Raw genomic sequence first — 21,029 nt, 5'->3', positions numbered from 1 at the left:
CCGTCTGCGCTTCCGGTGCTCACGTACAGACGTACGCTCCGCTCCGGTTCTCGACAGCCACGCCAATCGACTCATGCCAGCGAATTCGAAAGCGATCTCAGCGGGTCAAGCTGTGCCTGTAGAGAAAGCGCTCCAGTTCGGGCACATAGCGCTGTTTCTCGAAACCGGCCTTCTCCAGCACGCGGGAGGAGCCGAGATTGTCCGGCTTGGCGAAGGCCCGGACCTCCGGCAGCCGGAGATGGTCGCGGGCGACCGCGACGGCGGCATTGGTCAGCTCCGTCGCATAGCCCTTGCCCCAGGCCGAAGACGCGAACCAGTAGCCGATCTCGACGCCCCAGCCCGGATCGAACGGATCCTCGAACAGGCCGCCCCAGCCGATGATCGCGCCATCGGCCTTGCTGCGGATCGTCCAGGGGGCATAGCCGCGCCTGCGGCGCTGCCATTCATGCCCGGCGACATGGCGGCGGCAGTCGCGCAGCGTGGCGCAATGATGGGTGTGCTGCATGGCGGCAGGATCCCCGAGAAAGGCGAAAAGGCCGGGCACGTCGGAAAGGCGCGTCGGGCACAGGGAGAGGCGGTCGGTCTCGATCTCCATGCCACATCATAGCCCCCACGATGCTTGATCTGTCCATGGCGGCATGCCGGGCTGCGGCCGAGGCGCGTTGCGAAAGCCGGGTCCAGCTGCGAAGAGCCGCGGACACCGCGTCTTAATCTTATTGCTATGCTATCGAAGAGCTCGGCCCGTGGAGCTCTTTACGTATTCAGGCAGGATGACTCCCAGCGCGACATGATGTCAGGCACTAGCGGGCGCTCGCCAATTCCTGTCCGTCCGCGTCACCTCAATCTGAGCCATCGGTTCTGGGCCGCCGTCGCGATCGTGATGGCCTGCTCGCTCGCGCTCGGGCTCAGCCTGATCGACCGCCACTATCGCGACCTCGAAGCCAATCGCGCCAGCCTGTCGAAGCTGATGGCCTTCCGTCAGGTGATGAACGCTGCAAACCAGATCTCGGCCGAGCGCGGACCGACCAACGCAGTGCTGGGCCAGGAGCCGAGCAGCGACAGTCCGTCACGCCGCCGGTTGCGCGACTTCCGCGCCAACACCGATGCCGCGCTGGAGCGAGTGGCGGCGAGCCCCACGCTGCAGCCGCGGGCCGAGCAGCTCCGGCGCACGCTCGCGCGGGCACGGCAGCAGGTCGACGGGCTGACGGCCGTGCCCTTCTCTGCGCGCAGCAATACCGAGATCACGAGCGCCATCGAGACGATGTTCGGGGTCTACGACGCCACCCAGCCGCTCATCGAAGCGGCGATGAGCAATCTGCTCGCCGACGAGCCGGATCTCGTCGGCCGCGCGCTGGTGATGCGCATGCTCGGTGAATTGCGCGAGTATGCCGGCCGGCTCGGCTCGCATCTCGTCATCCCCATCGCCCATGGCGAACCCATGAGCTTCGCGCGCCGCGCAGCCTTCGAGCAGACCCGCGGGCGCGTCCTCACGCTCTGGGACCTCGCCCGCCAGCGGATCGGCGCAAATCCCGACCCCGCCGTAGCCGCCGCACACGAGGCGGCAGTGACGCGCTTCTTCGGCGAGGGAATGGCCCTGGTCGAGCAGACGCTGGCAGCCAGCACGACCGGCGAATTCGGCATGACCCCCGCACAGTTCACCGACCGGATCGTGCCGAGCTTCGCCCCCCTGGAACAGCTTCGCGATGCCTTCGTGACCGCCACCGTCGCGGACCTGCGAGCCAGGGGCGCAGCGGCGCAGAACGCCCTGCTGGCAGTGACCGCGGCGACGGCCCTTGCCCTCGTCGCGGAGCTGTCGCTGCTTATCGCCAGCCAGAAGCTTCTGTTCCGCCCGCTCCTCAAGGCTCGCGGCCGGATCGTCGCGCTCGCCAATGGCGAGGTCGAGGAGCCGATCGCGAGCGGGAGCATGCAGGGCGAGATGCGCAGCCTGTTCGAGGCCCTGGAGGCGTTGCGTCAGAGGCTGATCGAGCGCAATGCGCTCGACCGGGAACGCGCCATGCTCACCGACCAGCTCAAGCGCCAGGCCGAGAACGACGGGCTGACCGGCGTGCTCAACCGCGGCGCCCTGGAGAGGCTGGCGGCGGGGCTCACCGAGACGGGTGCCGGGCCGAAGCGGCTCGGGCTCATCCTGCTCGACATCGATCATTTCAAGGCGATCAACGACGGCCATGGCCATGCTGCCGGCGACGAGGTGCTGAAGGAGACGGCTCGGCGCCTGTGCGCGGCGCTGCGGCAGGACGATGTGATCGCACGCTTCGGTGGCGAGGAGTTCGCGATCCTCCTGCTCGATCATGACAGCGAAGCGCCGAGCGACATCGCCGAGCGGCTGCGCTCGGCACTGCACTATCCGCTTTTCCGCCTCGAATCCGGCGCCGGAATCGAGGTGACCGCGAGTTTTGGCACGGCGCTGCGCGACAATCGCAGCGGCGCCTGGCCAGAGCTGATCGCCGCCGCGGACCTCGCCCTCTACCGGGCCAAGGCGGAGGGCCGCAACCGCGTCGTCGCGGACGCCCTCACCTGACGACAATGTCCCACGGCACAAGGCTTGATCAGAGCAATGTTCCGCCCAGGATCACGGCGGCGATGCCAAAATAGATCACCAGGCCGGTGACATCGACCAGCGTCGCGACGAAGGGCGCAGAGGCGCTGGCGGGATCGAAGCCGAGACGCTTGAGGGCGAAGGGCAGCATCGAACCGGTCAGCGAGCCGAAGGTGACGATGCCGACGAGGGTGGCGCCTACGGTCGCGGCGATCAGCAGCCAGTGCTCGCCATAATCGTAGAAGCCGGCCTGCTGCCAGAGCACGACGCGGGCGAGGCCGATGACGCCGAGGATCGCGCCGAGCGTCAGCCCGGTCGGCAATTCGCGCAGCGCCACGCGCCACCAGTCCTTCAGGCTGATCTCGCGGAGCGCCAGCGCCCGGATGATCAGCGATGTCGCCTGCGAGCCGGAATTGCCGCCCGAGCTCATGATCAGCGGGATGAACAGGGTGAGCACGATCGCCTTCTCGAGCTCGCCCTCGAAATGCTGCATCACCGAGGCGGTCAGCATCTCGCCGACCAGCAGGATGCTGAGCCAGCCGGCGCGCTTGCGGATCATCGCGCCGAAGCCGATGTCGGGATAAGGCTCGTCGAGCGCCTCCATGCCGCCGAGCTTCTGCACGTCCTCGGTCGTCTCCGCGATCATGGCGTCGATGACGTCGTCGACCGTGACGATGCCGATGACATGGTCGGCGGCATCGACCACCGGCACGGCGAGCAGGTTGTATTTCGAGATCAGGCGCGCGACCTCCTCGCGGTCGGTCTGCGGCAGGACATGGATGGGCCGGCGCTCGGGCACGATGGAGGCCACCGGCGCACGCGGATCGGCGCTGATCAGCCGGCGCAGCGTGACCGCCTGGACCAGCTTGCCGGTGACCGAGCCGAGCACGTAGATCGCATAGACCGTCTCGCGCGAGCGCTCGACATGGCGGATATGGTCGAGCGTCTGCGCGACGGTCCAGGTCGTCGGCACGCTGACGAACTCCGTCGTCATGATCGAGCCGGCGCTGCCCTCGGGATAGGCGAGCAGCTGCGTCAGCGCCGAGCGCGTGCCGTGATCGACGCGGGCGAGCAGGCGCTGGCGCAGCGGCTCGCCGAGGCGCTGCACGACATCGGCGACGCGATCGGCCGACATCTCCGACAGGAAGATGGCGGCGCGCTCCTCGGGGATCAGCGCGAGCGCCTCGGCGGCCTCGTCCAGCTCGGGCTGGTCGAGCACCTCGACCGCCCGCCCGAAAGGCAACGCGAGCAGCACGGCGGCGAGCGTATCGGCGTCCTGCTCGTTCAGCGTCTCGACGATGTCGGCGACATGTTCCTGCGCCAGCGTCCGGGCGAGCGTGGTCGCGAACAGGTCGCGCGCCGGGGTTTCGGCAATGGCATTCATGGCTCTATCCTTTTCGACCGGCCGTCAGGGCCGATCGCAGGCGAGCCGGGTTCTCCGGTCAGGCGCGCGAGGCGGCGGCAGACGGCATCGACTGTCGGCTTGGACTGTCGGTTGGCATTGCGCTGGGAGTTCCTGTGAAGCCGCCATCCATGAAGGCCGGCAGCGCGGGCGGAATGCACCCGGCCGACCCGTGCGTCAAATAAAAAATGCGTAAGGATCGCCGGCCGTTTTCGGCGCCTGGGGGGCTTTCCCGGTCAGGCCACTCGATCGGCTGCGCATGTTGGCGCCGCGAGCCCCGCCCTCTAAGCTCCAACGCAACGAGAAACGACGAGGACGCCATGCAATTCGCTCTCAGCGACGAGGAAGAGCTGATCCGCGAGACGGCTCGCAAATTCGCCGCCGACAGGCTGGCGCCGCTCGCCGAAAAGCTCGATCGCGGCGAGGGTCGCACCGAATTCCTCGCCAATCTCAAGGCCCTCGCCGAAAACGGCTTCATGGCGCTGAATGTGCGCGCCGAGTTCGGCGGCAGCGAAGCCGGCACCGTCGCCTTCGCCTTGGCACTCGAGGAACTGGCGGCGGCCTGTGCCTCGACCGCGGTCACGACCTCGGTCACCAACATGGTCGGCGAGGTCATCCAGGCAGTCGGCTCGGCCGAGCACAAGGCGGCCTATCTGCCGCGGCTGGCTGACGGCACCTATCCCGCCGGCGCCTTCTGCCTGACGGAGGCCGGCGCGGGCTCCGACCCTGCGGGCATGCGCATGCGGGCGCGGCGCGATGGTGACGCCTATCTGCTGGACGGCCAGAAAATCTACATCACCAGCGGCGAATATGCCGGACTCTTCGTGGTCTGGGCCGTGACCGCCCCGGAGGCACCGAAGGGCAAGGGCATCTCGGTCTTCCTGGTGCCGGCGGATACGCCCGGCGTCAGCGTCGGCAAGGCCGAGAAGAAGATGGGCCAGACCGGCTCCGCCACCAACACGATCCATTTCGACGGCGCCCGCATCCCCGCCGCCAACCTGATGGGCAAGGAGAATGACGGGTTCCGCGTCGCGGTCGGCGAGCTCGCCGGCGGGCGCATCGGCGTCGCCGCGGTCTCGCTCGGGATCGCGCGGGCGGCAATGAATGCAGCGAAGTCCTATGCCAGGGAGCGCCGGCAGTTCGACCAGGCAATCGCCGATTTCCAGGGGCTGCAATGGATGATCGCCGATCGCGAGCTCGACCTGCACGCGGCGCGGCTGCTCATCCTCGACGCCGCCGCGCGCAAGGACCGGGGCGAGCCCTTCGCCAAGGAAGCCTCGATGGCAAAACTCTTCGCCTCGGAGGCCGCGCATCGCTGCACCGACAGCGCGATCCAGATCCATGGCGGCGCCGGCTATTGCCGCGACTTCCCGGTCGAGCGCTATGCCCGCGACGCGCGCATCACCCGCATTTACGAGGGCACGTCGGAGATCCAGCGCCTGATCATCGCGCGCGAGACCTTGCGCCAGGCGCCGTGACCTCCGTAGAGAGATCATCTCCGATCCTGCCGGGCCGGAGAATTGTCTTCCCCTCTCGATACCGGAAGCCTGACCCATGACGCTGACGATCTACGGCTGCTATCGCTCGCGCGCGACGCGCAATATCTGGCTCGCCAACGAGCTCGGCCTCGCCTTCAATCATGTGCCGGTGATCCAGGTCTATCGCCTGCCGGATCCGAACGCCGCGGATGCGCCGCTGCATACGCGCAGCCCCGAATTCCTGAAGGTCAACCCGAACGCGCGCATCCCGGCGATCGACGATGACGGCTTCGTCCTGAACGAATCGCTGGCGATCAACCTCTACCTCGCCCGCAAGCATGGCGGGCCGCTGGCCCCGAAGGATGCGCAGGAGGAAGGGCTCGCGACGATGTGGTCGCTCTGGGCCGCCAACGAATGCGAGACGCATGCGCTCAACCTGTCCTACCACCTCGCCGCCTATCCGCCGGAGAAGCGCGATCCGGCGATCGTCGCCGCCTCGCTCGCGGCCCTGCCCGCCCCCTTCGCCGTGCTCGACCGGCAGCTCGCGCAGGGCGGCGGCTATGTGATGGGCGGGCGCTTCACCGTGGCCGACATCAATGTCGGCGAGATCATCCGCTACGCCAAGCCGGCCCAGCAGCTCTTCGACGCCGCCCCGAACGTCAAGGCCTGGCTCGACAAGCTGCATGCCCGCCCGGCCTTCCAGAAGATGTGGACCGCACGCGACGCCGAGGCGGCCTGAGCAGGAAGCGGGTGGCTCAGGCTGCTGCCACGCCATAGCGAGATGCCGGGCCAGATGACCTGCCCGGCATCCGAAAGGCAGTCCCGATGAGCGCCATTCCCGCAACCTCCGCCCCCGCCATGGGCGCGCGCGAATGGCTGCTGCTCGTCATCCTGTCGGTGCTCTGGGGCGGCGCCTTCTTCTTCGGCAAGATCGCCGTGGCTGAATGGCCGCCGCTCGCCGTCGTGCTGGTGCGGGTGGCGCTCGCAGCCGCGGTGCTGCATGTCGCGGTCCGGGCGCTCGGACTTTCGATGGCCGTCGGCCGCGGAATATGGCTCGCCTTCTTCGGCATGGGGCTGCTCAACAACCTCATCCCGTTCGCGCTGATCTTCTGGGGCCAGACGCAGATCGCCAGCGGGCTCGCCGCGATCCTGAACGCGACCACGCCGGTCTTCGGCGTCATCGTCGCCCATATCTTCGGCAAGAACGAGAAGGCGACCGGACTGAAGATCGGCGGCGTGCTCGCCGGGCTCATCGGCGTTGCCATCCTGATGGGGCCGGATGCGGTTGGCGGCCTCAGTGGGGCGCTCTTGCCGCAGCTCGCCTGCCTCGGGGCAGCGTTGTCCTATGGCTTCGCCGGACTCTATGGCCGCCGCTTCAAGGAGCTGCCGCCGCTGGTGACCGCAACCGGCCAGCTCAGCGCCACCACGGCGATGTCGCTGCCCTTGGTGCTGCTCCTCAATCCGCCCTGGACCTTGCCGGCGCCCTCGGCCACCGCAATGGGCGCGCTGATCGGCCTCGCCGTGCTCTCGACCGCGCTGGCCTATGTGATCTTCTTCCAGATCATGCGCCGCGCCGGCGGCACCAACGCCATGCTGGTCACCTTCCTGATCCCGGTCAGCGCCATCCTCCTGGGAGCCGGGCTTCTCGGCGAGGTGCTGCTGCCGCGGCATCTCCTGGGCATGGCGGCGATCTTCCTCGGCCTCGCCCTGATCGACGGTCGGCTGTTTCGCCGCAACCCGAGCCGAAAGTACTAGATCCGACCGGTTCGCCCCCGGCATTGTTGCCTAAAAATTATGAATTGCCCTACGGTGGCTTTATCGGCATATGCCGGGAGAGCCAACGAGAAGACCTGGAAGATATCGGGTTACGATACGCCAACGGGGAGCGAACGACAGCATGGATGTGCGGCAACTGCGGTGCTTCATCGCCGTGGCAGAAGAGCTGCATTTCGGCCGCGCGGCCGAGCGGCTCGGCTTGGCGCCGCCGGCCCTGTCACGCCAGATCAGCGCCCTCGAGGATGAACTCGGCGTCGCCCTGCTGACCCGGACGACGAGGCAGGTCGCGCTGACGCGCGCCGGGCTGATCATGCTCGAAGAGGCCAAGGGCATCCTTGTCAAGATGACCCATGCCTCGCGCGCCGTCCGCGAAGCCTCGCTCGCTTCCAGCAAGATGCTGCGCGTCGGCGCGATCGATGCGGCTTCTTCCAGCTTCGTGCCCGAGGCGCTCGTCGCCTTCCGCCAGCGTCATCCCGGCGTCGAGATCAAGTTCGTCGAGGCGATGACCGGAGCGCTGATCCAGATGCTGGAGGCGGGCAAGCTCGACCTGGCGCTGGCGCGGCCACCGCGCAAGCCGACCGATTGCGCCTTCGAGGTCCTACGCGTCGAGCGCCCGATCGTCGTGCTCAACGAGACGCATCCGCTCGCCGCGCGCGAAAGCCTGACGATGCAGGACCTCGTCGGCGAGCCCTTCGTCGTGCCCTCGAAACGCATCCGGCCCTACGCCTATGACCTGGTGATGAGCTATTTCGAAAGCGTCGGCGCAGTGCCGAACGTCACGATCGAGGCGACCGAGAAGCCGGCGATGATGTCGGCCGTCGCCGCCGGGCTCGGCATGGCACTGGCGCCCGACTGGGTCTCCCGCCTGAGCTTCCCGGGTGTGACGATGCGGCGCCTGCGCGGCGCGATGCTGGACCCGCCGCCGCCCGGCGCACTGGTCGGCGTCGCCTGGCGGCCGCAGCAGAAGCTCGGGGCGCGTGACGATTTCCTGTCGATCCTTCGCGAGAGCGTCACCTTGATCGACGAGAGCAACGTCCTTCCATTCACCCTGCCGATGCAAAACATGAAACGCGCGACCCGCACTGGGTCGAAAGCCGGAGGACCCTGATGAGTTTAAACAGAATCGAGCGGGCGCAGAGTTTGCGGATACGCTCGCAACAGGATTTGGCCGCCGGCCTCTTCATCATCGCGCTGGGTGCGCTTGCGATCTTCCTGTCCTGGGACCTGCCGATGGGTTCGCTGCGCCAGATCGGCGCCGGCATGCTGCCGAAGGCGATCGCGACGATCTGCATCGGGCTCGGCGCGCTGCTGGCGCTGAGCGCGCTGCGCTACAATGGCGAGAAGCTCTCCGGCTGGTCCTGGCGCGGCGTCATCTTCGTGCTCGGCGGTGCGGTTCTGTTCGGCCTCACGATCCGCGGCTTCGATTTCGGGCCGATCAAGGTGCCGCAGCTTGGCCTCATCGTCTCCGGCCCGCTGGTCGTGCTCGTCTCCGGCCTGGCGGCGGAAGACAAGAAGTGGAAGGAGCTCATCATCTTTGCGATCGTGATGACGCTGTTCTGCGCGCTCCTGTTCAAATACGCGCTGAGCCTGCCGATCCCGCTCGCGCCCTGGCTGCTGGGGATCTGAGACCATGAGCGAAATGATCTCGCATCTGACGCTCGGCTTCGGCGTCGCGCTCACCCTCCAGAATCTCGCGCTGGCTTTCGTCGGCTGCCTCGTCGGCACGCTGATCGGCGTCTTGCCCGGCGTCGGGCCGATCGCCACCATCGCCATGCTGCTGCCGATCACCTTCGGGCTCGATCCGGTCGGCGCGCTGATCATGCTCGCCGGCATCTATTACGGCGCGCAATATGGCGGCTCGACCACGGCGATCCTGGTCAATATCCCCGGTGAGGCGACCTCGGTCGTCACCACGCTCGACGGCCACCAGATGGCCAAGCAGGGCCGCGCCGGTGTCGCGCTCGGCACCGCCGCGCTCGGCTCCTTCTTCGCCGGCTGCGTCGCGACCGTGGTCATCGCCGCGCTCGGCGCGCCGCTGACGCGGCTCGCCCTGCTCTTCGGCCCGGCCGAGTATTTCTCGCTGATGGTGATGGGCCTGTGCTTCGCGGTCGTGCTGGCGCGCGGCTCGATCCTCAAGGCCTTCTGCATGATCATGCTCGGCCTGCTGCTCTCCACCGTCGGCACCGACCTCGAGACCGGCCAGGAGCGCATGACCTTCGGCTTCCCGCCGCTCTCGGACGGCATCGACTTCGCTGTGCTGGCGATGGGCGTGTTCGGCTTCGCCGAAGTGCTGCGCAATCTGGAGAATCCCGAGACCCGTGACGTGGTCAAGGCCAAGATCGGCCGCCTGCTGCCGGACTGGAACGACATCAAGCAGTCGATCAACCCGGTGCTGCGCGGCACCGGCATCGGCGCCATCCTCGGCATCCTGCCCGGCAACGGCGCGGTGCTCGGCCCATTCGCGAGCTACACGATCGAGAAGAAGATCGCCAAGGACCCGTCGCGCTTCGGCCGCGGCGCGATCGAGGGTGTCGCCGGTCCGGAATCGGCCAACAACGCTGGCGCTCAGACCGCCTTCATCCCGCTGCTCACCCTCGGCATCCCGCCGAACGCGGTGATGGCGCTGATGGTCGGCGCGATGACCATCCACGGCATCATCCCCGGCCCCCAAGTCATGACCAAGAACCCGGAACTGTTCTGGGGCATGATCGCGTCTATGTGGATCGGCAACCTGATGCTGCTGGTCATCAACCTGCCGCTGGTCGGGCTGTGGGTGAAGCTGCTGCAGGTGCCCTATCGCCTGATGTTCCCGGCGATCCTGATCTTCTGCTGCATCGGCATCTACTCGGTGAACAACCAGCCGGTCGACGTCGCCTTCACCGCGCTGTTCGGCCTGTTCGGCTACATCCTGATCAAGCTCGGCTTCGAGCCGGCGCCGATGCTGCTCGGCTTCGTGCTGGGCAAGCTGATGGAAGAGAAGCTGCGCCAGGCGCTGATCATCTCGCGCGGCTCGTTCATGACCTTCGTCGAGCGGCCGATCTCGGCCGGCCTCCTCGTCGTCTCCGTCATCGTGCTCACGATCGCGCTGATGCCGGCCATGTCGAAGAAGCGCGACGAGGTCTTCACCGAATGACGGGGTTGCGGCGACCCTCATTCGACGCCACTTCACACTCAGTTTGATCTAGGGAGGATCGTTCTCAATGAAGAAGCTTATGCTTGGCCTCGCTGCGTCCCTCGCCCTCGCCTTTACCGGCGGGGCGCAGGCACAGGGCACCTATCCGACGAAGCCGATCACCATGATCGTGCCCTTCGCAGCCGGCGGCCCAACCGACATCATCGCCCGCATCGTCAGCGAGCACATGTCGAAGACGCTCGGCCAGCAGATCGTGGTCGAGAATGTCGCCGGCGCCGGCGGCACCACGGGCATTGCCCGCGCGCTGACCTCGACGCCGGACGGCTACACCATCGCGATGGGCCATCTCGGCACGTTCTCGGCCGCGCCGGCGACCTATCCCGGCCTGAAATACGACCCGATCAACGGCATGCAGGCCATCGGCCTCGCTGGCGGTACGCCGATCCTGATCGTGGCGCGCAAGAACCTGGAGCCGAAGGACCTGAAGGAGTTCGTCGCCTATGTGAAGGCGAACCCCGACAAGCTCAACGAGGCCCATGCCGGCGTCGGTTCGGTCTCTTGGACGACCTGCACCCTGCTCAAGGGCCAGCTCGGCGTGCCGAAGCTCAACGCCGTCGCCTATCGCGGCACCGGCCCGGCGCTAAACGACCTCGTCTCCGGCCAGATCGACTTCATGTGCGACCAGATCGTCTCCGTCGCCGAGCAGGTCAAGGGCGACAACATCAAGGCCTATGCCATCGCCTCGGCCGAGCGCTCGCCGGCCCTGCCGAACGTGCCGACCACCAAGGAAGCCGGCCTGCCGGATTACCAGATCGAGGCCTGGAACGGCATTGCCGCGCCGAAGGGCACGCCCAAGGAGGCCGTCGACAAGCTGGTCGATGCGCTCGACAAGGCGCTGAAGGACGAGACCGTCAAGAAGCGCCTGCTCGACCTCGGCACCGTGATGCCGAGCGCCGAGGAGCGCACCCCCGCCGGCTTCGCTGCGCTGATCAAGCGCGACGCCGACAAGCTCAGCCCGACTCTGGCTGCCGCGCCGAAGTAAACCGGCCGACCGGCATCGTCCGGCGGTGAATTGAACGGCGGGCCTCACGGCCCGCCGTTTTCTTTTGGCCGCCGGGCGCAACAGCACTTCCGCGTTTCCTCGAATTGCGAAAATGCTCCAAGCTTTTGTTTTATCGCATTTTCTTCACGCGAACCGGTGCCAACTTCGCTCGAAAATGCTCTAGGATCGCGCCATGGGCCCGCCCTTCACGCTCCCAGTCGAACCGCTCAGCGCCGAGGCCTTCGCGCCCTATGGCTGGCTGCTCGCGCCGGAGGGGCCGCGCGATGCCGGGCGCGAGGGCTACGATATCTGGATCAAGCCCTTCGCTGCCGAAGGCGCCCCGCGGCTGCAGATCGTGCGCTATCACGCCCGCCCTCTGGTCGTCGGCATGATCGAGCGGCACCTGCATGTCACCGAGGCCCGGCTGCCGCTGCCCGGCCCGCCCGCCATCATCGTCGTCGCATCGCCCGACCTGGCGGCGCCGGCGCCACAGGATCTGCGCGCCTTCCGCCTGGACGGCACGGGCGTCATCTTCCGCCGCGGCACCTGGCACGCGATCGACGCCTATCCGGAGCGCGGCGGCCATGCGGATTTCCTGTTCCTGTCTGAGGAAGCGACGGTGAACGAGCTCTTCGCCACCCCGAAAGAGCCGGCAGTGCGAATCGAGACGATCGATATCGCCGCGCGCGGTGCGCAGGTCGCCATCGCCCTTCCCGTTGATATTGCACGATAATCCGAAACCGTGTCGCAGTCGGTAACATCTCGTTACCCTGTGATAAGGGAACCTGATCAGCCATTCCCGGTTCTCCCCCCAGCTTTCCAACTGGAAGGGAGAATGGTGATGTTTAAGAAGCTTGCTCTTGTTGCTGCGATTGCCGTCATGCCGGCCACCGCAGTCCTGGCCCAGAACCCGCAGGGTGCGACTGGCGGCGCGGCTGCCGGCGCCACGAGCGGCGCGGTCGGCGGCGCGATCGTCGGCGGCCCGGTCGGCGCCGTCGTCGGCGGTGTCGGCGGTGCGGTTGTCGGCGCGATCATCGGCGACCAGACCCCGCGTTTCCGTACCTATGTGGTCGAGCAGCGGGTCCCGTCCTATACCTATGGTGAGCCCGTAGCGGTCGGCACCGTGCTGCCGCGCGAGGGCGTGGTCTATCGCGAGGTTCCGCGCGAATACGGCGCCGCCTCGGAGTATCGCTACACCGTCGTGAACAACCGCGTCGTGCTGGTCGAGCCGCAGACCCGCCGCATCGTGCAGGTGATCGAATAAGATCACCGCATGATCCGAAGCGGCTGATCTCCGAGACCCGGCCGCTTCAGGATCGGGCCCGCTCCGGCAACGGGGCGGGCCTTTTCGCGCGGTGCATCTTCATGGCGTGGTGGCAGTCAGAGGCAGCCAGAGCCGCCGGTCGAAATCGAAAGGCTGCGTTCCCACGAGCCTGATCTCCGTGGAGCCTGGATGCGCCGGATTGATCAGGAGATTGAAGCTACGCGGCGCGATGAAGGAAGGGACCTTCAGGAGCGGCGTCCTCACCCCGGCGAGCCATTCGTCGCCGAATGCCCTCGGGTCGTCCGGCATAGCTTCGAGCTCGGCGATCTGACTGCCGGAAATGTCGATCTCGACCAGAACATAGTCATCCGGAATGAGATCCGGCTCGAGATCGAGATGGACCCGGACTTCGAGGATAGCGAGGGCCGGGTTCTCGGCGGTGTAGACGAGCGGGCGTCCCGGCGAATTCCAGCGGCCGCCATAGAGCCTGGCGCCCTCGCCGCTGAGATCGGCGAAGGCGGCCCGGCTGACGCGCCAGACCCGCATCAGGCCGCTATGCCGTGCGCGATCCTGCCGAGCAGCGCCTCGACCTGGGTCGCGCCCTCGCTGGTGTCCAGCAGGGCGATCGGCTTTTCGCCATCCAGCGCCGCCGTCGGCCGGCGCAGCCATTTGCCGGCCTTCTCCTGCGAGCCGAACGTCTCCTCGGCCTCGGCGATGACGCGGGCCGCCCGGATCAGCCGATCCGATTGCTCCATGGTCAACGTGCCGATCTTGCGGCGATGGCTCAGCGTCTTGCGCGGCAGTACGGCGAGATCGATCTCGGCCAGCGTCATCCGGCCGCTCTCGATGAGATGCTCGATCGCGCGGACTGGAAGGCCGCTTCGCACGGCGTCGATCAGGTCACGGCTCGTGCTGATCGGCCGCCCGATCACGGCCTGCCCGCCGACCATGTCGAGCGCGCTGACGGATGTCATGGCAAAACTCCTGGCGATATGCCCGAAAGGTAGGTGCATATCGCCCGAGTTTCAAGCTCGGGCTATCTCGTCCCGAACATCCGGTCGCCGGCATCGCCGAGGCCCGGCACGATATAGCCGTGGTCGTTGAGCTTCTCGTCGATGGCCGCCGTCCAGATGCGCACGTCCGGATGGGCGCCGCGCAGGTGCGCGATGCCCTCCGGCGCCGCCAGCAGGCAGACGAAGCGCAGGTCCTTGGCGCCGCGCTCCTTGAGGCGATCCATCGCGGCGACGGCGGAATTGGCGGTCGCCAGCATCGGATCCATCACCACGATCATGCGATCGGCGATATCGGACGGCGCCTTGAAATAATATTCGACCGCCTGGAGCGATTCGGGGTCGCGATAGAGCCCGATATGGGCGACGCGGGCAGCGGGGACGAGCTCCAGCATGCCGTCGAGGAAGCCGACACCGGCGCGCAGGATCGGCGCGAAGACCAGCTTCTTGCCGGCGATGATCGGCTGCATTGTCCTGGTCAGCGGCGTCTCGATCTCGATCATCTCGATCGGCAGGTCGCGCGTCACCTCGTAGCAGAGCAGCATGCCGATCTCGTTGAGGAGCTGGCGGAAGCTCTTGGTCGAGCGCTCCTTCTCGCGCATCAGCGTCAGCTTGTGCTGCACCAGCGGATGGTCGACGACGGTTACGCCGTCGGTATGCGTGGTCATTCGCTTTGCCCCTCGTCGTTTCTCCCAGCCATCATCCTGAGATGCAGGATGAGGCTGGAGCTATCGTTGGCCCTCGAACTCAGAATACGGTGCCATCGCTGACGATGGTCAAGGGCGGACCGCCACCGTCCCGCTTTTCCCTGGCGATGCGGCGACCGGCCGCCCAGGTGCCGCCTTCCAGGACCTTGGCGAGCGGCAGCTCCTCGCGGGTACGGCCGAGCCGCTCGCGGATCGTCTCGGCGATCTCGTCGAGCAGGGCCACGGTCAGCGCCCGCCACTCGACCACGAGGGTCGAGCCGACCTCATGCGCCCGGCTCGCATCGGCCTCGTCCTTGAGCGCGATCACGCCGAAATCGAGGAAGAGCCCGCCATTGCGGTATTCGGGCAGGCCGGTGAGCTCGTCGACATCGAGCACGGCGATCCCGGCCCATTGCAAGGGCTCGATCAGCGAATAGGAAAGCCATTGCGAGAGCTTGTGGAAAGGCATGTAGCCGGCCGTCTTGGCCTCCTGCGCGACCAGCGGGTGGCGCCAGGTATCGCCGAGCGGGATGCCGGCCAGCGCCAGCCGTGCCGGCCAGATGCCGCCGAAGGTGGTGAGCACTTCGGAGAGGATATAGCTGGCGCGCACCGAGACGCCGGCAGCGGTCGCGCTGATCTTGTCGAAGAGATCGCCGGGGCGGCTCAGCCCCTGGCGCTCCAGCTCTTCGCCGAGGCGGTTGAGCAGCGCTGCGCGGCCTTCCAGCCCGAGCAGGGGATTGTCCGGCCCGGCCTGGAAACCGTCCGCGAGCGCCTGGGCGTCGAGCCGCTTCAGCGCGGTGGCGTCGGCCTGCAAGGGGCTGTCCGGATCGCTGGAAAACCGGCCGGCGGCGAACATGTCGAGCGAGGCCAGCGCCAGCCCTTCCGAGCGGCCGATCGCATTGCCCGTCAGCGCGTCACGATAGCGCCAGTCCGGGCCGGCGCCGGCATCGAGCAGCACGCTGACGACCGCGAGATCGTAAGCGGCGCGCCCGCGTGCCAGGGTATCGGCGAACCGGGCCTTGCGGTCGAGCGCGTGCCAGCGATCGCTGCCGCCGACCACGAAATGGCGCCAGCGGGCATGGAACGGGATGTCGAGCGTCGGATAGGCCTCGGAGATCAGCGCGAGGACATAATCGGCGCAGGCCGAGAGCCTTTCGGGATGCACCGAGAAATGCTCGAGGCGGCCGGCAAGGCCGAGCTGGAGCATCTCATGGGCTCGCTCGCGAATCGTGGCGGGCTTGAGCAGGAGGCGCGCGGCTTCAGGGTCACGATCGGGCATCGTCCCTCAGAACTTGTCGAGATCGCGACCGACCGTCGCCTTCAAGGCGTTGTCGCCAGGCGTGCCATCGGGCGCATAGTAGCCTGCCGCCTTCTTGGCCTCGATCTCGACCGAGGCGTCGGGCGGGATCAACTCCGGCGGGATCGCGACGCGCTCGCCGATCTCGATGCCGCTCTCGACCATGGCGTCGTATTTCATGTTCGACATCGACATCAGCCGGTCGATGCGGGTGACGCCGAGCCAGTGCAGGACATCCGGCATGAGCTGCTGGAAGCGGGCATCCTGCACGCCGGCGACGCATTCGGTCCGCTCGAAATAGGTCGCGGCCGAGTCACCGCCCTCCTGGCGCTTGCGGGCATTGTAGACGAGGAACTTGGTGACCTCGCCGAGCGCCCTGCCCTCCTTGCGGTTGTAGACGATGATGCCGACGCCGCCGCCTTGAGCCTCCTTCACGCATTCCTCGATGCCATGCACGAGATAGGGCCGGCAGGTGCAGATATCGGAGCCGAACACGTCCGAGCCGTTGCACTCGTCATGGACGCGGCAGGCGACCTTGCGGCGGGGGTCGGTGATCGCCGAGATCTCGCCGATGATGTAGCAGGTGATCGAGCCGATCGGCGGCAGGAAGACGTGCAGGTCCGGCCTCGTGACGAGCTCGGGATACATGCCGCCGGTCTGCTCGAAGAGCGTGCGGCGCAGCTCCTTCTCGCTGGTGCCGAAGCGCTCGGCGATGCCCGGCAGGTGCCAGACCGGATCGACCGCGATCTTGGTGACGCTGATATCGCCCGACTTGTGCAGGATGCCCTCGTCGGCCGCGAGCCTGTGGCCGGCCATGGCGGCGAGGATCTCCGGCAGGTTGAGCCGCGCCCGGGTGATGGCGATGGTCGGACGGATGTCGATGCCTTCGCCGATCAGCTGGCCGAAATCCTGGGCGACGCGATGGCCGAACGGATCGAGCGAGACGATCTTGCCCGCCTGAGACCATTGCGGCTGCTGCGGGATCTCGGTGGTCGGCTGGGTGTTGGTCAGGTCGGGGCGCTGCGCCGGGTTGAGCGCGCGCGCCGAGATCGCCAAGGCACGATAGACCGAATAGGAGCCGCCATGGGCGCCGATCACGTTGCGGTCACCCGGCGCGGTGGTCGAGGCGATGATCGGGCCGCGCTCCGCCGGAGTCTCTGCGCCCCATCGGATCGGGAAGCGCGCGGCGGCGCTGCCGGGTTCCGGGTGGGAGGTCAGGCGGATATGGGTCGTGCGGTTCTGCGAATTCATCGCCAGGCTCTCGAATCGGAAAAGGCCCCGCGACGTCAAGTCCGGGGCCTCGTGACCGATAAGAGAGTGGATCAACCCGGCACGCGCGTCAATCTACTCGGAATTGTTGCGTGTCGTCGCATCGTTGCCGGCGAAAGCCGAGCAACCACTTTTAGGAACGATGCTAGAATACGGCGAGGTAGCGCAGCAGCGAAATAATGCCGATCACGATGACGATGATCTGGACGATGTTCTTGATCTGGGCATCGAGCGGCAGCATGCGCACGAGGTAGAGCACCAGACCGATGACCAGGATGGTGATCAGAAGCGATATCAGAATAGCCATGTCTCAAATCCTTTTATCGCGGCCGCAAGCCGGCCCCCCGGAGCGTCGCGGGCGCGAATTCGCACGCTGATCTCCGCAGGACAGAACGTCGCAGTTTAGGATTTGGTTCCGGCAAGTGCTGAGCCGGCTGCGCTTTTGCCACGATTTTGCGGGCTTTTCGTCATGGTCGGGCCTGTCCCGACCATCCATGTCTTCGCCGATCGAGGGCGGTGTTCAAGACGTGGATGCTCGGCACAAGGCCGAGCATGACGCGGAGGAGGCTCGATCCATGAGAGCCCCACTTTCATGAGATGGTCGGGTCAGGCCCGACCATCACGGGCGCCTCCGCGCCCGTTCAGCCCGCGATGCGCGAGAAATCCGCCACGGCGCGGGTGGCCTCGCGCAGCTGGTTCAGCAGCTTGAGGCGATTGGCGCGCAGGGCCGGATCGGGATCGTTGACCGTGACCTTGTCGAAGAAGGCATCGACCGCCGGGCGAAGCTCGGCGAGCGCGGCCATGGCGCCCTCGTAATCCTCGGCGGCGATGGCGGCCTCGGCCTTCGGTGTCGCCTGGCTGAGCGCGACGGCGAGCGCCTTCTCCTCGATCAACCCAGCCTCGGCGATGAGCTGCAGGTCCGACGCACCAGCGAAGGCGCCCTCGCCGTCCTTCTTCTCCTCGGCCTTGAGGATGTTGGCGGCACGGCGATAGCCGGCGAGCAGGTTCCTGCCGTCCTCGGTTTCGAGGAAGCGGCCAAGCGCCTCGACGCGGCGGGTGATGAGCAGGAGGTCGTCATTGGCCCGCCCTTCTCCGCTTGCGGAAGAAGGGGAGCCGGCGAGCACGGCATCGACGAGATCATGCCGCGCGCCCTGGTCACGGAGCATGACCTTGAGGCGGTCGTGGAAGAAGGAAAGGAGGTCGGCATCCTCTGCGATGGTGGCGAGCGCCAGACGCACCCCATTCTCGACCACCAGCCTGATCACACCCAGCGCCGCCCGGCGCAGCGCGTAAGGATCCTTGCTTCCGGTCGGCTTCTCGTCGATGGCCCAGAAACCGACCAGCGTGTCGAGCTTGTCGGCGAGCGCCACCGCGACCGAGACCGGATCGCTGGGCACCCGGTCGGAGGGGCCGAGCGGCTTGTAGTGCTCCTCGACCGCCGCAGCGACCGAGGCGTTCTCGCCCTGCAACTCGGCATATTTCCGGCCCATCAGGCCCTGCAGCTCGGGGAACTCGCCGACCATCTCGGTCGGCAGGTCGGCCTTGGCGAGTTTTGCCGCGCGCTCCGCCAGCGCCAGATCGGCGCCGACGATAGGAGCGAGCTCCTTGGCCAGCGCCGCGATGCGCTGGACGCGCTCGCCCTGCGTGCCGAGCTTGGCGTGGAAGACGACGCCGAGCTTGTCGAGCTTGGCCATGCGCTGATCGAGCGGCTTCGACAGGTCGAGCCCGAGCTTCGCCGCGCTCTCCGCGAAGGTGTCGAGATCGGGCAGCGGGCCGCGATCGGTCTGCCAGAAATAGGCGGCGTCGGAGAGGCGGGCCCGCACCACGCGGCCATTGCCGGCGGTGATCGCCGCACCGCCGTCGCTGGCGACAAGGTTCGAGACCAGGATGAACTTGTTGGCCAGCGCGCCCGTCTTCGGATCGCGCAGCACGAAGCATTTCTGGTTGGCGCGGATCGTGGCGCGGATCGCCTCGCCGGGAATGTCGAGGAAGCGCTCCTCGAAGGAACCCATCAGCACGACCGGCCATTCGACGAGGCCGGCGACCTCCTCCAGGAGCCCCTCGTCCTCGACCAGCTCCAGCCCCTGCGCGAAGGCGAGGTTGCGGGCATCAGCGAGGATGATTTCCTTGCGCCGGTCGGCATCGAGCACGACCTTGGCCTTCTCCAGGCTGCTCACGTAATCGTCGAAGCGCTTCACCGGGATCGCGCCGGGCGCGTGGAAGCGGTGGCCATAGGTGGTGTTGCCCGAGGCGATGCCGTCGACCTCGAAGCGGATCACCTCCGGCTCCTCGGTCTCCGGCCCGAAGGTGCAGAGGATCGAATGGAGAGGGCGGACCCAGCGCAGGCTGGCGCCGGCGGCGGAGGCCTTGCCCCAGCGCATCGATTTCGGCCAGGGGAAGGCGCGGATGACCTCCGGCACGATCTCGGCAATGGCCGCGACGGTCTCCTGCCCCGGCTTCTCGATGATGGCGACATAGGAATCGCCCTTCTTCGGATCGCTGACGATGGTCGCCTGGTCGAGCGAGGCGAGGCCCGCCGCCTTGAGGAAGCCCTGCACCGCGGCATCGGGCGCGCCGACGCGCGGGCCCTTGCGCTCCTCGCGGACGTCGCGGCCGCGCACCGGCAATTCGGCGATGTGGAGCGCGAGCCGGCGCGGCGTCGCGAAGGCGCGCGCGCCCTCATAGACGAGGCCGCGCTCGACCAGTGCATCGGTGACGAGCTTCTTCAGGTCCTCGGCCGCGCGACGCTGCATGCGGGCGGGGATCTCTTCCGAAAAGAGTTCGAGCAGAAGATCGGGCATTAGGGTCTGTACCCACTATGGATGGCGTTCTGACGCCGGGCATTTTGATCGGCGGGCAGGAGCGTGGCCGCAGCAAACCGTCCGGTTTGCAAGGCCGCGCGACGCACCGGCCGATCAAAAGGCCCGCGCCCCTTCGGGGTCGGGCGAAAAAGCCCGACAACTGTGTCGGCCCCTTGCCCGATGCCTGGGGCATCGGGCGGCGGGCTCATCCTTGTTCTCGGGCATTTTGGCCCGATCGGAACGGCATCCATAGTGGGTACAGACCCTTAGTTCGCTCCCCCGCCGGCGGTCTTGAGCCAGGCGGCGCCGCAGGCCTTGGCGAGCTCGCGCACGCGCAGGATGTAGCTCTGGCGCTCGGTGACCGAGATCACGCCGCGCGCGTCGAGCAGGTTGAAGACGTGGCTCGCCTTGATGCACTGGTCATAGGCCGGCAGCGCCAGCCTGTGCTGCAGATCGTTGCTGCCGTTGCCGGCTTCGCCCGCTTCGAGCAGCGCCTTGCACTCGGCCTCGGCGTCCGCGAAGTGGCGGAAGAGCATCTCGGTATTGGCGTGCTCGAAATTATGGCGCGAGAATTCCTGCTCGGCCTGGAGGAAGACATCGCCGTAGCTGATGCGGTCCTCGCCTTCGAGCCCGTTGAAATTGAGGTCGTAGACGTTCTCGACGCCCTGCACATACATGGCCAGGCGCTCGAGTCCGTAGGTCAGCTCGCCCGCCACGGGCGCGCATTCGACGCCGGCGACCTGCTGGAAATAGGTGAACTGGCTGACCTCCATGCCGTCGCACCAGCATTCCCAGCCGAGCCCCCAGGCGCCGAGCGTCGGGCTTTCCCAATCGTCCTCGACGAAGCGGACATCGTGCAGGGCGAGGTCGACGCCGATCGCCTTCAGCGAGTCGAGATAGAGCTGCTGCAGGTCCGGCGGCGACGGCTTCAGGATGACCTGGAACTGGTAGTAATGCTGGAGCCGGTTCGGGTTCTCGCCGTAGCGGCCGTCCTTGGGTCGGCGCGAAGGCTGGACATAGGCGGCCTTCCAGGGCTTCGGCCCGAGCGCGCGCAGCGTCGTCGCCGGATGGAAGGTGCCGGCACCGACCTCCATGTCATACGGCTGGAGAATGACGCAGCCGCGTTCGGCCCAGAAGCGCTGCAAGGTCAGGAGCAGGCCCTGGAACGAGCGGGTCGGGTTCAGCGGGTCGGAGAGCGAAGCGGCGGCCAAAGCTTGAGCCTTCCAAATGTCCTGACGTTCGGGGCGTGCTTAGGGGCCAGCGGCGGCAGAGGTCAAGCGCAGGCGGAGCTGACTGAACGTCAACCTGTATGGC

General features: G+C 67.2%; 20 protein-coding genes. 10 read left to right on the top strand and 10 right to left on the bottom strand.

What is annotated here, in order from left to right:
- Positions 1 to 97: 97 nt before the first annotated feature.
- Positions 98 to 595 carry a GNAT family N-acetyltransferase gene (locus EV560_RS32435; protein WP_131859996.1) on the bottom strand — a complete coding sequence of 166 codons (498 nt, stop codon included), beginning with the start codon at positions 593 to 595 and terminating at the stop codon, positions 98 to 100.
- Positions 596 to 787: 192 nt separating this feature from the next.
- Here EV560_RS32435 and EV560_RS32430 point away from each other — a divergent pair, with 192 nt between their 5' ends.
- The gene (locus tag EV560_RS32430) at positions 788 to 2,539 is read left to right on the top strand and encodes a diguanylate cyclase (RefSeq protein WP_165923746.1); all 1,752 of its coding nucleotides are present in this window, start codon (positions 788 to 790) and stop codon (positions 2,537 to 2,539) included.
- 28 nt (positions 2,540 to 2,567) lie between these two features.
- Here EV560_RS32430 and mgtE read toward each other — a convergent pair whose 3' ends face one another.
- Positions 2,568 to 3,941 carry a magnesium transporter gene (gene mgtE / locus EV560_RS32425; protein ID WP_131859994.1) on the bottom strand — a complete coding sequence of 458 codons (1,374 nt, stop codon included), beginning with the start codon at positions 3,939 to 3,941 and terminating at the stop codon, positions 2,568 to 2,570.
- Between the two features lie 338 nt (positions 3,942 to 4,279).
- Between mgtE and EV560_RS32420 the strand changes: the two genes are divergently transcribed.
- The 9 genes from EV560_RS32420 (at position 4,280) to EV560_RS32380 (ending at position 12,652) form a co-directional block, all read left to right on the top strand.
- Positions 4,280 to 5,437, top strand: coding sequence for an acyl-CoA dehydrogenase family protein (locus EV560_RS32420; RefSeq protein ID WP_131859993.1), 1,158 nt, complete (start codon positions 4,280 to 4,282; stop codon positions 5,435 to 5,437).
- 76 nt (positions 5,438 to 5,513) lie between these two features.
- Entirely contained in the window at positions 5,514 to 6,176 is a 663-nt protein-coding gene (locus EV560_RS32415) for a glutathione S-transferase family protein (RefSeq protein ID WP_131859992.1), read from the top strand.
- 86 nt (positions 6,177 to 6,262) lie between these two features.
- Entirely contained in the window at positions 6,263 to 7,192 is a 930-nt protein-coding gene (locus EV560_RS32410) for a DMT family transporter (RefSeq protein WP_248312318.1), read from the top strand.
- Positions 7,193 to 7,334: 142 nt separating this feature from the next.
- The gene (locus tag EV560_RS32405; RefSeq protein WP_165923745.1) at positions 7,335 to 8,321 is read left to right on the top strand and encodes a LysR family transcriptional regulator; all 987 of its coding nucleotides are present in this window, start codon (positions 7,335 to 7,337) and stop codon (positions 8,319 to 8,321) included.
- On the top strand, positions 8,321 to 8,839 hold the full coding sequence (locus tag EV560_RS32400; protein ID WP_131859990.1) for a tripartite tricarboxylate transporter TctB family protein: 519 nt from the start codon (positions 8,321 to 8,323) through the stop codon (positions 8,837 to 8,839). Before EV560_RS32405 ends, EV560_RS32400 begins: the two co-directional genes overlap by 1 nt.
- 4 nt (positions 8,840 to 8,843) lie before the next feature.
- Positions 8,844 to 10,346, top strand: a complete 1,503-nt coding sequence (locus EV560_RS32395; RefSeq protein ID WP_131859989.1) for a tripartite tricarboxylate transporter permease — start codon at positions 8,844 to 8,846, stop codon at positions 10,344 to 10,346.
- Positions 10,347 to 10,413: 67 nt separating this feature from the next.
- Positions 10,414 to 11,388: a tripartite tricarboxylate transporter substrate-binding protein gene (locus tag EV560_RS32390; RefSeq protein ID WP_131859988.1), complete on the top strand. Its 975-nt coding sequence runs from the start codon at positions 10,414 to 10,416 to the stop codon at positions 11,386 to 11,388.
- Positions 11,389 to 11,581: 193 nt separating this feature from the next.
- On the top strand, positions 11,582 to 12,121 hold the full coding sequence (locus EV560_RS32385; RefSeq protein WP_131859987.1) for an ureidoglycolate lyase: 540 nt from the start codon (positions 11,582 to 11,584) through the stop codon (positions 12,119 to 12,121).
- Positions 12,122 to 12,229: 108 nt separating this feature from the next.
- Complete coding sequence (locus EV560_RS32380; protein WP_131859986.1) at positions 12,230 to 12,652, top strand: DUF1236 domain-containing protein; 423 nt, start codon at positions 12,230 to 12,232, stop codon at positions 12,650 to 12,652.
- A 99-nt stretch (positions 12,653 to 12,751) separates the two neighbouring features.
- On the opposite strand, the gene EV560_RS32375 is transcribed toward EV560_RS32380, so the two are convergent.
- The 8 genes from EV560_RS32375 to EV560_RS32345 form a co-directional block, all read right to left on the bottom strand.
- Positions 12,752 to 13,198, bottom strand: a complete 447-nt coding sequence (locus tag EV560_RS32375; RefSeq protein WP_131859985.1) for an RES family NAD+ phosphorylase — start codon at positions 13,196 to 13,198, stop codon at positions 12,752 to 12,754.
- Positions 13,198 to 13,626, bottom strand: coding sequence for a type II RES/Xre toxin-antitoxin system antitoxin (gene parS / locus EV560_RS32370; RefSeq protein ID WP_131859984.1), 429 nt, complete (start codon positions 13,624 to 13,626; stop codon positions 13,198 to 13,200). The genes EV560_RS32375 and parS overlap by 1 nt, the downstream gene beginning before the upstream one ends.
- A gap of 62 nt (positions 13,627 to 13,688) precedes the next feature.
- On the bottom strand, positions 13,689 to 14,330 hold the full coding sequence (gene upp / locus EV560_RS32365; RefSeq protein ID WP_131859983.1) for a uracil phosphoribosyltransferase: 642 nt from the start codon (positions 14,328 to 14,330) through the stop codon (positions 13,689 to 13,691).
- 79 nt (positions 14,331 to 14,409) lie between these two features.
- Entirely contained in the window at positions 14,410 to 15,627 is a 1,218-nt protein-coding gene (locus tag EV560_RS32360) for a URC4/urg3 family protein (protein WP_131859982.1), read from the bottom strand.
- 6 nt (positions 15,628 to 15,633) lie between these two features.
- Positions 15,634 to 16,896, bottom strand: coding sequence for a GTP cyclohydrolase II (locus EV560_RS32355; protein ID WP_131859981.1), 1,263 nt, complete (start codon positions 16,894 to 16,896; stop codon positions 15,634 to 15,636).
- Positions 16,897 to 17,059: 163 nt separating this feature from the next.
- Positions 17,060 to 17,221 (bottom strand): Thivi_2564 family membrane protein, encoded by a 162-nt coding sequence (locus EV560_RS35950; RefSeq protein ID WP_165923744.1) that lies wholly within the window; start codon positions 17,219 to 17,221, stop codon positions 17,060 to 17,062.
- A gap of 334 nt (positions 17,222 to 17,555) precedes the next feature.
- Entirely contained in the window at positions 17,556 to 19,715 is a 2,160-nt protein-coding gene (gene glyS, locus EV560_RS32350; RefSeq protein WP_131859980.1) for a glycine--tRNA ligase subunit beta, read from the bottom strand.
- A gap of 266 nt (positions 19,716 to 19,981) precedes the next feature.
- Complete coding sequence (locus EV560_RS32345; RefSeq protein WP_248312317.1) at positions 19,982 to 20,926, bottom strand: glycine--tRNA ligase subunit alpha; 945 nt, start codon at positions 20,924 to 20,926, stop codon at positions 19,982 to 19,984.
- Positions 20,927 to 21,029: the final 103 nt, after the last annotated feature.

Origin of the sequence: Allobosea sp. BK604 (assembly GCF_004341515.1) — a bacterium.
Taxonomy (GTDB): Bacteria; Pseudomonadota; Alphaproteobacteria; order Rhizobiales; family Beijerinckiaceae; genus Allobosea.
This window is presented reverse-complemented; position numbering and strand designations above follow the sequence as displayed.

What these genes read in the sequence shown, in the direction of transcription:
- EV560_RS32435 (WP_131859996.1), bottom strand. Translation starts at nt 595, where the DNA reads ATGGAGATCGAGACCGACCGCCTCTCCCTGTGCCCGACGCGCCTTTCC.
- EV560_RS32430 (WP_165923746.1), top strand. Translation starts at nt 788, where the DNA reads ATGATGTCAGGCACTAGCGGGCGCTCGCCAATTCCTGTCCGTCCGCGT.
- mgtE (WP_131859994.1), bottom strand. Translation starts at nt 3,941, where the DNA reads ATGAATGCCATTGCCGAAACCCCGGCGCGCGACCTGTTCGCGACCACG.
- EV560_RS32420 (WP_131859993.1), top strand. Translation starts at nt 4,280, where the DNA reads ATGCAATTCGCTCTCAGCGACGAGGAAGAGCTGATCCGCGAGACGGCT.
- EV560_RS32415 (WP_131859992.1), top strand. Translation starts at nt 5,514, where the DNA reads ATGACGCTGACGATCTACGGCTGCTATCGCTCGCGCGCGACGCGCAAT.
- EV560_RS32410 (WP_248312318.1), top strand. Translation starts at nt 6,263, where the DNA reads ATGAGCGCCATTCCCGCAACCTCCGCCCCCGCCATGGGCGCGCGCGAA.
- EV560_RS32405 (WP_165923745.1), top strand. Translation starts at nt 7,335, where the DNA reads ATGGATGTGCGGCAACTGCGGTGCTTCATCGCCGTGGCAGAAGAGCTG.
- EV560_RS32400 (WP_131859990.1), top strand. Translation starts at nt 8,321, where the DNA reads ATGAGTTTAAACAGAATCGAGCGGGCGCAGAGTTTGCGGATACGCTCG.
- EV560_RS32395 (WP_131859989.1), top strand. Translation starts at nt 8,844, where the DNA reads ATGAGCGAAATGATCTCGCATCTGACGCTCGGCTTCGGCGTCGCGCTC.
- EV560_RS32390 (WP_131859988.1), top strand. Translation starts at nt 10,414, where the DNA reads ATGAAGAAGCTTATGCTTGGCCTCGCTGCGTCCCTCGCCCTCGCCTTT.
- EV560_RS32385 (WP_131859987.1), top strand. Translation starts at nt 11,582, where the DNA reads ATGGGCCCGCCCTTCACGCTCCCAGTCGAACCGCTCAGCGCCGAGGCC.
- EV560_RS32380 (WP_131859986.1), top strand. Translation starts at nt 12,230, where the DNA reads ATGTTTAAGAAGCTTGCTCTTGTTGCTGCGATTGCCGTCATGCCGGCC.
- EV560_RS32375 (WP_131859985.1), bottom strand. Translation starts at nt 13,198, where the DNA reads ATGCGGGTCTGGCGCGTCAGCCGGGCCGCCTTCGCCGATCTCAGCGGC.
- parS (WP_131859984.1), bottom strand. Translation starts at nt 13,626, where the DNA reads ATGACATCCGTCAGCGCGCTCGACATGGTCGGCGGGCAGGCCGTGATC.
- upp (WP_131859983.1), bottom strand. Translation starts at nt 14,330, where the DNA reads ATGACCACGCATACCGACGGCGTAACCGTCGTCGACCATCCGCTGGTG.
- EV560_RS32360 (WP_131859982.1), bottom strand. Translation starts at nt 15,627, where the DNA reads ATGCCCGATCGTGACCCTGAAGCCGCGCGCCTCCTGCTCAAGCCCGCC.
- EV560_RS32355 (WP_131859981.1), bottom strand. Translation starts at nt 16,896, where the DNA reads ATGAATTCGCAGAACCGCACGACCCATATCCGCCTGACCTCCCACCCG.
- EV560_RS35950 (WP_165923744.1), bottom strand. Translation starts at nt 17,221, where the DNA reads ATGGCTATTCTGATATCGCTTCTGATCACCATCCTGGTCATCGGTCTG.
- glyS (WP_131859980.1), bottom strand. Translation starts at nt 19,715, where the DNA reads ATGCCCGATCTTCTGCTCGAACTCTTTTCGGAAGAGATCCCCGCCCGC.